Annotated in this window: 7 protein-coding genes and 1 pseudogene; 2 read left to right on the top strand and 6 right to left on the bottom strand. The window is 43.4% G+C overall.

The features are described from left to right. The first annotated feature begins 54 nt into the window (after positions 1–54). Both QZZ43_RS00310 and QZZ43_RS00305 read left to right on the top strand, forming a co-directional pair. Complete coding sequence (locus tag QZZ43_RS00310; RefSeq protein WP_291854722.1) at positions 55–822, top strand: BT1926 family outer membrane beta-barrel protein; 768 nt, start codon at positions 55–57, stop codon at positions 820–822. 266 nt (positions 823–1,088) lie between these two features. Continuing rightward, a complete protein-coding gene (locus QZZ43_RS00305; RefSeq protein WP_291854720.1) occupies positions 1,089–3,992 on the top strand; it encodes a T9SS type A sorting domain-containing protein in 2,904 nt (967 codons plus the stop codon). 100 nt (positions 3,993–4,092) lie between these two features. On the opposite strand, the gene QZZ43_RS00300 is transcribed toward QZZ43_RS00305, so the two are convergent. The 6 genes and pseudogenes from QZZ43_RS00300 to QZZ43_RS00275 all read right to left on the bottom strand — a co-directional run bounded on the left by QZZ43_RS00300 (position 4,093) and on the right by QZZ43_RS00275 (position 12,395). After that, entirely contained in the window at positions 4,093–6,216 is a 2,124-nt protein-coding gene (locus QZZ43_RS00300) for a Tex family protein (protein WP_291854716.1), read from the bottom strand. 289 nt (positions 6,217–6,505) lie between these two features. Next, entirely contained in the window at positions 6,506–7,744 is a 1,239-nt protein-coding gene (locus tag QZZ43_RS00295) for a DEAD/DEAH box helicase (RefSeq protein WP_291854714.1), read from the bottom strand. Positions 7,745–7,833: 89 nt separating this feature from the next. Next, entirely contained in the window at positions 7,834–9,018 is a 1,185-nt protein-coding gene (locus QZZ43_RS00290) for a class I SAM-dependent rRNA methyltransferase (RefSeq protein ID WP_291854712.1), read from the bottom strand. Between the two features lie 14 nt (positions 9,019–9,032). Beyond that, a complete protein-coding gene (locus QZZ43_RS00285) occupies positions 9,033–9,653 on the bottom strand; it encodes a 3'-5' exonuclease (RefSeq protein WP_291854709.1) in 621 nt (206 codons plus the stop codon). A 52-nt stretch (positions 9,654–9,705) separates the two neighbouring features. Continuing rightward, a pseudogene (locus QZZ43_RS00280) lies at positions 9,706–10,353 on the bottom strand (DUF5063 domain-containing protein). A gap of 134 nt (positions 10,354–10,487) precedes the next feature. Further along, positions 10,488–12,395, bottom strand: a complete 1,908-nt coding sequence (locus tag QZZ43_RS00275; RefSeq protein ID WP_291854706.1) for an ATP-dependent DNA helicase RecQ — start codon at positions 12,393–12,395, stop codon at positions 10,488–10,490. Positions 12,396–12,414: the final 19 nt, after the last annotated feature.

The following is a 12,414-nucleotide window of genomic DNA, read 5'->3' as shown; positions in this document are numbered from 1 at the left end:
ACATCGGGTTCCCGCCCATATAAATTAAGTATGAATTTTTAAATCCTTATCCTAATGAAAAGATTTGTTTTAAGTATAGTCCTAATCATATCCGCTGGTTTGGTTATGGCTCAGGGAGGATTTGGAGCACAGGCAGGAGATATTTCTGTTTCCCTGCAACTGGGACATGCCGAAGATTTTGACGATCTTCAATTTGTTCAGAAAAATGCAAACAGCTATTCTATTTTTGCACCATCCAATTCTACTTCATCCACCTACAATAATTCACTGGTGAATATGATAGGGGTGGAAGGAAAGTATTTTGTGGCAAGCAACATAGCTGTACGTTTAAGTGGTATGGGAACTATTAGCAATACTCCTGCTCAACAGGATGTTCCCGGTGTGCCTAATCCGGATAACAGTATTGAAGGACTGCCCAATATGATCATTCCTTCTTATTCCGATGTTCCATCAACCAGTTTTCATAAGTATATCTTAAATGTTGGCGGTGATTACTATTTCTCCACCGGCGGCACACGGGTTTTTCCCTATGCCGGAGGTCAGTTAAATATGAACTACGGCCAGCGAAAAGATTTTACTCTGTTGGACGATGATTTAGGGGAACAGGTTTCTGAGACTTACGGACTTGGTGGAAGTGTGGTTGGAGGTGTTGACTATTATATTGGGGAAGGTTTCTTCCTGGGTGTCGAAGTGAAAGCTTTTAGTTATATGTATTCTGTAGCTAAGATGTTTCCTCAACCCGGAATGGAAGCGCTTGATGCCGATAACCATTCAGTCAATATTCTTACCAATCCGATGGTGAAACTTGGATTTACCTTTTAAATAATTTATAAGGCCTGCTCCTAAAGCGATTTGGGAACAGGCCTTTCTTTTTATCCGGAGCTATTCAGTGTTTATGCCGGATTTTGATTTTATTGCCCTGTTACCCGGTTTTGTGTCGTGTGTACGGGGAAATGAAATATGTTGAGAACCCTCCGGAAAAAAACCGGTGCCGTTGAAGAATTTCCTTCATTGCTCATTTTTTGATGTCAAGTCGTTTCTTTTTGGCCGTATCAAATGTTTTGTATCTTCTTTTTGCCTGAAATATCATGAGAAAAATATTTTTACTATTCGCTCTGTTTTGTATTTTACCCGCCTTTGGTCAGGGAAATTCTTTGCCCAGCCGGTCAGAGATTTATGATGTTCCGGAAATTGACAGGTTTCAGGAATTCCTTTCGGGAAATACCTCGGATGCTCCCTTCTATACAGTAACGTATTCTTCGAACACAACCACTACTAAGCGAGGGCATTTGTATCGCATTGATGGAAGGGATAGTGAATTTGAATTAAACACCTGTGGGTCAGAGTATGATACCTATCTGTATGTGTTTGAGAGCAATGGAGACGACTGGGAATGCATTACTCGCAACGATGATAATAATTCCAGTTGCCCAAACCTTAGCGGTTTGAATTCAAAAGTGGTATTTTCCACCGACAGAGGGAAGGATTACCTGGTTTTTGTTTCCGGCTGGGGCAGTTCTTCAGGCTATTACGAGTTGAATGTTTTTGAGGAGTTTGATGAATTCAAAGGGAAACATGTTTTTTCTTATTTCTCTGTTCCCGGGCAGACCGAAGAGAGTGAAATAAATATTGAGAATAATACTATTGACATTTTCTGTCCCATGGGGACTGACCTTTCCAGTCTTGCAGCGACATTTGAAAATGTTGATCAGGATGGAACCTTCTCTGTGAAGGTGGATGGTCAGGTGCAGCAAAGCGGAGTTACAAAAAATGACTTCTCCCGTTATATACAATATGAGGTGTCGGCTGACGATGGCTCTCTGCTTGAATTTTGGTTGGTTCGGGTTCACGAGATCTTACCCGATGGACAGAGGCCTGTTTACGATTTAGGTTTTAGTACCTTCTCGCTCAATGGACAGTCGGGCGATTCATTTATTGATTGGCCTAACAAGACTATTGAGCTTGAAGTTCCCCATGATGTGGATGTTTCTAACCTTGTTGCTCAATTTTCTATAAGCCGGGGCCAGCGAATTTATGCTGAATCCCGATATATTGCCAGAGTAAATGGAGTGAACCAGATAAGTGGAAATACGGAAAACAATTTCACCAACTATCTTACCTATGAATTGTCCACTGTTGATGGAAGTGTTTCTTCTTTTTGGACGATTAAAGTTATCCGTCTGTTTCCATCGGATGAGATATGGGGAAGCAATCCATTTTTCCGCATCCCCGAACAGGTAGGGGAGTCTCAGTTTGCAGACGGACAGGTGAATATTGAAATGCCTCATGGCACGGACTTGAAAAATCTGAGGCCCGAGTTTAATCTTGCCCGAGGTGTAAAAGTTTATGTTGACGGAGATGAGCAGATCAGCGGGGTGACACCACAGGATTTTTCATCCTCTGTAAGGTATGAACTTGTTTCAGAAAATGGGCTGAACACAGTATTTGTGTATGTCGCGGTAGAAACTCTGCCCGGTTCATCTCAGGTGGAGATTTCAGCTTTTCAGTATTATTATTCCTTGGAGTATTTTTCTACCGTTTTATTTGGGAGTATTGATAATGAAAATCGTACGATTAATTTAACTGTTCCGGGCTCCGTTAGCCTGATTGGGGAAAATGATTATAGCTACAATATTCGATTAACATTGAATCGGGATGCTTCGTATGCCGGAGAGTTTGTTAGTATTTCTTACAGTGGCACCACGAGAAGATATTCCATTAATCACGACCTGACTGCTAATAATAAATTAAGTTTTATCGCACAGGATGGAACCGAAGTTCAATACGAGGTCGTAATTGAAAAGTTGCCGGTTAGTAAAAGTGTTGACTTTTCCTATATTTTCCTGGGTAGTAGCTGGGATTACCGGGGGAAGTTGAATGAGGACAAGAATGAAATAACTTTCACGATGCCTTATGGTACTGATTTATCGCAATTAATAGGATATATCGATAGCAAAACGATTAACACCTACTATATTAACGGAAGAAAGATAGGTGTTCGGGCTGTTTTTTTTACTGTTGATTTATCGAAACCGGTGGTTTTAACTGTTGAGGCAGAGGATGGGGTAACTCAAAAGTTCTGGGACTTAAAAGTTGAGTTTGAAGAACCATCATCAGAAGCCAACTTTACCGGTTTTTCTCTAAGAGATGCTGAGGGAAGAAACATCTCTGATAATTACACGATTGATTCGGAAAATAATGAGATTAGGGTTGTGGTGCCTTATGGGTATCTTTATGAAGAGATGAAGGATTTAAACAATCTGACCGCTTCTTTTAGTTTGTCGTCCGGAGCAAAAGCATATATTGGAAGTAAGCAGGAGTTCAGCGGAGTTGGAACACTCAACTTTACCGGAGGAATGACCTATTTCCTTACGGCACAGGATGACCTAACCACTGAAATATGGAATGTAAAAATTAGTGTCACCGAGCCTGGAAGAAGAGCACGGGTTGATGCTGTTCGAATCAATGACGGCCAAATGCCCGTTTCCATAGACCATGAAGCTGGTGAGATCCTCGTTCACGCATCTACTACGGCTGATGTTTCAAGTGTGAAAGCTGGTTTTTCTGTTTCGCCAAAAGCCCGTATTTACAGGGGTAGCAGCGACGAGCTTCTTTCTAAAGAGGAAAGTTTTGATCTGAATGAGACTCATTTTCTAAAAGTTGTTTCTCAGGATAAAAACAAAGAAAAGGAATATGCTTTAAGGGTTTCTCCAGGAGAGCCCACCAATATTAAAAAAGAACAGGACGGTTTGTTGGAGATTTTCCCCAATCCGGCTTCTGAAGTGATTTACATTGATGTTCCCGGCAATTCCGGAAATGATGTGGTTGTGAAAATTTTTGATTTGGAAGGCAAAAAGGCCTTTGAACAGGAATTCAATATTTTGAATAAAGAAGACTTTCCTGTTGATGTTTCCGATCTAAAACCCGGAATTTACTTCCTCCATCTTGAAACAGGCTCGAAGGTGTTTACACAAAAGATTGTGATAAAATAGTAGTTGACCTGGTATTAGACAATAGAAAAAAGGCGACCCGGCGGGCCGCCTTTTTTGTGTTGTAAATACGATTCATGTATAGACGATTCATGAATCGTCTCTACATGTTTTTCATCGACAATTGGATCCTTTTGCGGGCCACATCCACTTCCAGAACTCTAACCTCCACGTGTTGATGCAGTTTCACCACATCATTAGGATTGGAGATGAAGCGATCGGCCAGTTGCGAGATGTGAACCAGTCCGTCCTGCTTAACGCCTACATCCACAAAGGCGCCGAAGTTGGTGATGTTGGTGACGATTCCCGGAATTTTCATGCCGGGCTTGAGGTCTTCCATGGTGTGTACATCTCTGGAAAATTCAAAAACCTTGATGGTTTGACGGGGGTCGCGTCCGGGTTTTTCCAGCTCCTGCATGATGTCTTTCAAGGTTGGGAGGCCTGTTCCTTCCGTGACGTATTGGTTAAGGTTAATTTTTTCTCTGAGTGACCTGTCTTTAATCAGATCTTTAATTTCGCAGCCCAAATCTTTTGCCATTTGTAATACAATGGGGTACGATTCAGGGTGGACAGCCGTGTTGTCCAGCGGATTTTTGGCTTCTCCGATTCTCAGGAATCCAGCGGCCTGTTCAAATGCTTTAGCACCCAGACGGGGAACTTTTTTCAAAGCCGCACGACTCACAAACGGGCCGTTTTCGTTGCGGTAAGTCACAATGTTTTTTGCAAGCGCCGGGCCAAGTCCGGAGATATAGGTCAACAGGTGATGACTCGCGGTATTTAGGTTCACACCCACACTGTTCACGGCCGATTCTACAACCCGGTCCAGAGCATCTTTGAGTTTGTGCTGGTCCACATCGTGCTGATATTGGCCTACTCCAATGGATTTTGGATCAATCTTCACCAGCTCGGCCAACGGATCCATCAGACGGCGCCCAATGGAAACGGATCCTCGTACCGTTACATCGTATTGAGGAAATTCATCCCGTGCCACCTTACTAGCACTGTACACGGAGGCTCCGTCTTCGCTAACCACAAACACTTGTAAGTCGCGGTTGAATTTGGTTTTACGTACAAAGTCCTCGGTTTCTCTGGAGGCCGTTCCGTTTCCGATAGCAATGGCTTCTATTTTGTAGGCATCCACAAGTGAATCCAGCTTTTTCATTGCCTTGGTAGTCTCTTTTTGAGGCGGATGCGGATAAATTGTTTCATTGTGCAATAATTCACCCTGTGCATCCAGACACACGACTTTACAACCGGTTCGATAGCCCGGATCCAGGGCAAGCACACGTTTCTGCCCCAATGGGGGAGCCAAAAGAAGTTGTCTTAAATTGTCGCTGAATACCCGGATGGCTTCTTCATCGGCCTTCTCTTTAAAGGCTGCCATGGTCTCATTTTCCAGTGATGGGGCCAGCAGTCTTTTGTAAGCATCTTCAATGGCCAGTTCTGCCTGGTCGGCAGAATTATTTTTTCCTTTTACAAAAAGCTGCTTTAAACGTGGCAGAATATTCTCTGCTTCGGGGGAAGCAGCCAATTTGAGAAATCCTTCTTTTTCACCACGTTGCATTGCCAGGAAACGATGCGAAGGACATCGTTTGAGTGGTTCTTCCCATTCGAAATAATCGCGGTATTTGGCGCCTGCTTCTTCATTCCCTTTTACCAGCCTGGTCGAAATTACCGAGTGATGCTGAAAGCTGTTTCGCACAATCTCCCTTGCTGTCTTATTTTCGTTTACCCACTCAGCAATGATGTCTCTGGCACCCTGTAGTGCTGATTCCACATCAGGCACTTCATCAGAAAGAAATGAGGCAGCCCGGGTTTCCGGATCCCGCTCCTCCTGTTTTAGGATTATTTTAGCCAGCGGCTCCAGTCCCAGTTCCCTCGCTTTAGTTGCACGGGTTTTTCTTTTTGGTTTGTATGGCAGGTAAATATCTTCCAGTTCGGTGGCATCATAACAATTTTCGATGCGGATTTTTAACTCATCGGATAGGAGTTCCTGCTCTTCAATGGTTTTTAGGATGGTGGCTTTTCGTTTTTCCAGTTCCAGGAATTTATCATAAGCTTCCTTGATGTCTCCAATTGCAACTTCGTCGAGGCTTCCGGTACGCTCTTTCCGGTACCGGCTGATAAAAGGAATGGTTGCTCCCTCCTTGAGCAGTTCGATGGTGTTGTTTATTTGGGTAGTGGAAATACCGGTTTTTTCAGCAATTAGTTTTGGAATGGTTTGCATCGTGAACGGTTTAATTTGAGTGTTTTTAAAGGTTGAATAATGCAGGCTGGGTTTAAAAAACATCTTTTTAGATTAAACTCAATCATAAAAACAGGCGGATATGAGAAAGCTGCATAAACAGGGCGCAGCCCGGCCCATACAGCCTTGATAGTTTTCTTCCAACGATGGATTTTTTTAATTACCTGAAATTACTGGATTGTCCATCGTCGTTGTGGAATTCAATTCCTTTTGGGTATTGTCCGAAATCTGTCTTGCTTTATGAGGCGCACTAATCTCGCCGGAAAGGCTGCTATTTATTGTCTTTTCCCCGGTATTTCCCTGAAGGTTTTCCACCCTTTTTTTTGTTTCGGTTGAAAGGCTTTTTATTCCTTGAAAAGGATTTGGGATTGTATTCTGGCCCCTCACCAATTTCAGCAGGTAGAGGAATTTTAATTATGGTCGTTTCGATCAGTTCTTCAATATTTTTAAAGTCCTGTTGGTCCCTTTCGGTGATGAATGTCAGTGCCACACCGGTGGATGAGGCCCTGGCAGTACGCCCTACGCGATGAACGTAGTCCTCTGCATCGTTGGGAACGTCAAAATTAATTACAAGGTCTATTCCTTCCACATCAATTCCACGTGCAATAATATCGGTGGCCACAAGTATCTGGATGTTTCGGTTTCGGAATTCACGCATCACTTCGGTACGTTCTTTCTGATCCAGGTCTGAATGGATGGCTTTAACCGGGTAGCGGTTCTGCTGCAAAGAGCGTTGGATATCTTTCACCTTCTGCTTGGTAGATGAAAAAATCACTATGCTTTTCAGATCTTTTCCTTTTAACAGGCTGTTGATCAATGGAATTTTTTGTGGCTCATAGGTCATGTAGGCACCTTGTAAAACTCCTTCGGCAGGTTTGGACATGGCGATGTTGACTTCTTCATACTCTGACAGAAGTTCGCGGGCCATCTCTCTGATTTTTCCAGGCATTGTGGCTGAGAACATCAGTGTTTGTCTCTTTTTGGGGATGTGGGAGACGATTTGCATGATGTCTTCGTAGAAACCCATGTCGAGCATACGGTCTGCTTCGTCGAGGATCAGGTGTTTTAGCGTATCCATTTTTACGTAACCCATGCTCAGGTGCTGAAGCAGGCGTCCCGGGGTAGCAACAATGACGTTGGCACCGGTTGTCAGAGCGGTTTTTTGAGCGTTCCAGAGTCCGGCATCATTTCCCCCATAAACTGCAATGGAGGTGATGGACAAAAAGTAGCCAAAGCCTTCCATTTGCTGGTCGATTTGCATGGCCAGTTCACGGGTAGGAACCAACACCAGTGTGTTGAGGCCTTCAGAGTTGGCTTGCACCTGGCGGTCGAGCACCGGCAACAAATAAGCAGCCGTTTTTCCGGTACCTGTCTGTGCACAGGCAATCATATCTTTCCCCTTCATGATCGGGGGAATGGTGGCTTCCTGAACAGGAGTTGCTTTTTCAAATCTCATGGCTTCCAGTCCGTCAATTACTTCCTGGGAGAAGCCAAATTCTGTAAATTTCAAAATATTTTCTTTTAAGTTTTTCGTAAATGACTGCCCCAAAAACGAGAGCTGCGCAGTAATTGGCGTTTTCCTGAAATAAATAGAGTGTGTTACTCTACAAAGAGAACCAATCCTTTCAGATATTCACTTTCGGGATGATAAATATTCACCGGATGATCGGCGGGTTGCTCCAGCTGATGCAGAATCCTGACGTTGCGTCCGGTTTTGGCAGCAGCTGAAAACACTGCTTTTCGAAACGCATCTTTGCTGATTACCTGGGAACAGGAGAAAGTAAATATAATTCCTCCCGGGTTTATCTTTTCAATGGCTCTGGTGTTCAGCTTTCGGTAGCCCTGCAGTGCGTTGGGTACTACATTGAGGTGTTTGGCAAAAGCAGGAGGATCCAAAATCATTAGATCGTAATCCTGCCCGGAGTGGTTTAAATATTTAAAAGCATCTTCGGCAAAGGACCTGTGCCTCTCGTCTCCCGGAAAGTTGAATTCCACATTTTTATTGGTCAGTTCAATGGCCCGTTCGGAGCTGTCAACCGAATGAACAACCGAAGCTCCGCCCCGTAACGCATAGAATGAAAAGCCGCCTGTGTAGCAGAAAAGATTCAGCACTTTTTTGTCTTTACTGTACTTTTCCAGTAGTGCCCTGTTTTCACGTTGGTCCACAAAAAAGCCTGTTTTTTGACCTTTTTCGTAGTCCACATTGAAGCGCAAACCGTTTTCGATGGCTGTTTTATCATCTGTTTTTCCAAACATGAAGCCATTTTCAGGGCTCACATCGGCTTTAAAGGGAATGGTTCCTTCTGATTTGTTATAGACGGCCTTAAGGTTGGGCCCTATTACATTTCGCAAAGCATTGCACAGTGTGTCTTTGATGAGATACATTCCAACCGTATGAATTTGCATGACAGCCGTTTGGTTGTAAATATCTACGATTAGTCCAGGCATTCCGTCGCCTTCCGCATGAACGAGCCGGAAGGCATTGGTGTCCGGATTATTGAACAGACCTGCTTTCTCCCGTACTGCTAATGCTTTTTTAATTTTATCTTCCCAGAAATTTTCATCAGGAACCACCCGTGTAAAGGAGATAATTCTTACTGATATGGAACCTATCTGTGAATGTCCGATGGCCAGGAAGTTGTTGTTGCTGTCCAGTACTTCTACAATATCTCCTTCTTCTATTTCACCGGAAACAGATTTGATTGCGCCTGAAAATATCCAGGGGTGATACCGTAAAATACTTTGTTCCTTTCCCGGTTTTAGAATAATTTTAGCAAATTCCATATAGAGGTTGGCTGTTATGAGCTTTTTGGTTGTGCTTGAGTTTTAGTGGTTTTTGTTTTAACCGGTTTAAGCTCTTTCAATTTGTTGTATATTTCCAAGGATACCCATGCATCGGTTGCGGCATAAAGTATTTGACCTTCCGATAATTCCTGTGCTTCCCAGTTGGAGAGTCTTTGACGTTTAGATACCCGGAATCCCAGTAATAAACCGGCCAGGTTCTTCAGACTCAGTACTTCTATTCCGTATTCGGGAGCCATTTCCTGAAGTTCTACAAACCCCTTTGGAATAAAACTGTTTAATTGTTTCAGACCGCGAAGGTCATCCCGGATGCCAACCCCTACTTTAACCACTTTAGGATTGGTCATTAATTTTGTCAGTGAGCCGTTGAATCCGGTGTTGGGTAATCTGAAGAGAAAAGCTTCGTCTCTGGTGCTGAGTTGTAACAGGGAGATGTCGTGTGAGACTCCTTTTTTGAATGAAGGCTTGGTTTCGGTATCAAATCCAATGGCCTTTTCTTTTTGAAGTTTTTCTACAATTTCGGTGACTCGCTCCGGATCTTCAATCACTGTAACCTTCCCTTCAAATTGTTTTAAGGGTAATTCGTTTATAGCGTCTTTTGATATTGTATGCTGCATTCAGTTAAAATGTTACTGATGGCCGGGTGGGAGTGCTTCCGCCCGGAAAAAATTAAATATGATTCCTGTCTTCTTCGTGGTCGTCCTGCCAGTTTTTTTGCATTTTCGAAATCAACCAGTCTTCAGTGTTTCTACGGTCTTCTGTCGGATCGGTTTCATCTTCCTCCTCATCAATGTTTTCACCGTTGAAGGCAACTTCATGAAAGGCCCGCAGAACATTAACCAGTTTTTGGCCCCAAAATTCTTCAAAACTTTCTACCAACTCAATGAGTGCTTCATTCATGATTTCCGTTACCGCGGTGCGATAACTCATCAAAAAGTCTTTTACATCCTGGTAAATATCGGCCAAATTTTCAGAGATAGTGGCGGTCAGAGGTTCAACACTGTTTTGCATATCGGCAGTGAAAACTTCCAGATAGTCGTTGTAGGGCCCCATCTATACCAACACGGCATTGAGGATTTGTTGATATTCTTCCTCCGCCACAAATTTTTCCAGGAAATCGTCCTCAAGCATGGTTCCAGGCTTGGGCAGGCCAGATGCTTTCAGGTACAGCAATGGCAACATCATTCGTCCCGTTTCCACAAATTCTCTGCGGGGGAATGAAGGAGTTCCTTCCAGCCAGGCGCAAAATTCTTTGGCAACGGTAACAAACTCTAAAACGTTTTTCGAATAAACCGGATGTTCAAAATCTGTTTGCATATTCGCTGCAAAATTAGTGATAAATATTGATAATGTAGTGTTTAATCAGGTTAAAACCCTTTTTTGTGTACAAAGTTAATAGTCAGGGTACAAAGTTCTGGAAATCGATTGACATTTTCTGAATTTAGGGATTTTTATTTGAGCCATTCCATCTCGCCGGTTTCCATTTGTCCGATGAATTCATGGTCCTCCAGCCACTTTAGTACTTCCCAGACATCCTTTTTTTCAAAAGGTAGAGTGTCCACTATTTTATCGGCTTCCATGGGGTATTCTTTTAGCATGGTTTCCAGTGATTTCTCAATTTCAGAAAAAGTTTCTTCTTTCAGACCCGATTTTTTTCGGGAGAGACAAACATCGCAAACGCCGCAGTTTTCGGATTTACTCTGGCCAAAATAGTTGAGCAAAAAACGACTTCTGCAGATGTGGTTTGAGGAACCGTACTCCACCACGGCTCCTGTCTGATCCATATATTGTTGTTTCTTTTTTTCATAAACTTCCGGAGGGAGACGCAGGTGGCGTAACTCTTCACGCGATTGCAGCCAGGTAATCAAAGGAGTTTTTCGTCGGGGAATATAGTGGATGATTCCTGCTTTGGAAAGTTGTTGAAGTGCTTTGTAAATAACGTCACTTGTAGTGCCTGTTTTTTTTGCAAGATCTGCTTCGTTAATGGAAGTGTATTCCGTAAAAAGCCCTGTGTAGGTGCGCAACAAAACTTTAATGAAAGGATCCATTGCGGCATTGGACACCTGATACTTGTAAAGGTTGTTTCCTTCCATCAGGAACATCACCTTTGAGGGAATGTCCAGTTCTTCAGTATGTGCCAGATATCCTGCTCTTTGCAGGATTTTTAGAGAATTAAAGACCTGAAGGATGTTAAAACTAAAGGCACTACAGAACTTTCCGATGTCGAAATCATATATCATTTGAAAACCGGCACCTACCGGCAGCTGAAAAAAATTACCCAGGGCATCATATATTCTCTTTATTGCTTCCGGTTCGGGGAAGGTTGTTCTTACCTGCTTGTTGAGTTTTACTTTATCGTTGTTGCTCCACAAAAGTACTGCAAAGGCTTTTTTCCCATCGCGACCGCCACGACCTGCCTCCTGAAAATATGCTTCCAGTGAGTCTGGAGCATCCATGTGAACAACAACACGAACATCGGGTTTGTCGATTCCCATACCAAAGGCATTGGTGGCGACCATTACCCTTGTGCGGTTGTTCTTCCACTTATCCTGCCGATCGTTTTTACTGACTTGCGTGAGTCCGGCATGAAAATAATCTGCACTGATGTGGTTTCTAAGGAGCAAATCGGCATATTCGCGCGTTTTTTTTCTGCTTCGCACATAGACCACTGCTGATCCGTTCACCGCCTGAAGGATTTTTACCAATTCCTGTTCTTTGTTTTCCGTTGGACGTACAACATAAGCCAGGTTGGGCCGGGCAAAATCTTTTTTGAATACATTTTTGGTTCTGAATAATAGCCGCTCCATAATATCTTCAACTACCTGCGGAGTGGCAGTTGCTGTAAGTGCCAGAACAGGGGTGTCGGGGATAATTTCCCTGATGGCTGCAATTTTCAGATAAGAGGGCCTGAAGTCATATCCCCACTGAGAGATACAGTGGGCTTCATCTACTGCAATAAGATTGATGTTAAGGAAAGGAAGTTTCTCAAGAAATAGTTCTGTGGATAGCCGCTCGGGCGAGACATAAAGAAACTTTGTGCCTCCAAACATGGCATTGTCGAAAGTGACCTTAATTTCCCGGTAAGAAAGGCCCGAATGAATGGCCGCTGCTTTAATACCATTTTTCTTTAGGTTTTCCACCTGATCCTTCATCAGGGCTATTAGCGGGGTCACCACGAGGCAGAGCCCGTCGGTTGCCAGAGCCGGAACCTGGAAAGTAATCGATTTTCCACCCCCGGTGGGCATCAGAGCCAGCGTGTCATTTCCTTGTCCAACCGATCGTACAATATCCTCCTGAAGCGGTCTGAAAGAATCAAACCCCCAGTGCTTTTTTAATATCTCAACGTAATTGTCGGCCATACGGACAAAATTAATCAAA

The organism is Marinilabilia sp., from assembly GCF_016278715.1.
Taxonomy (GTDB): Bacteria; Bacteroidota; Bacteroidia; order Bacteroidales; family Marinilabiliaceae; genus Marinilabilia.
This window is presented reverse-complemented; position numbering and strand designations above follow the sequence as displayed.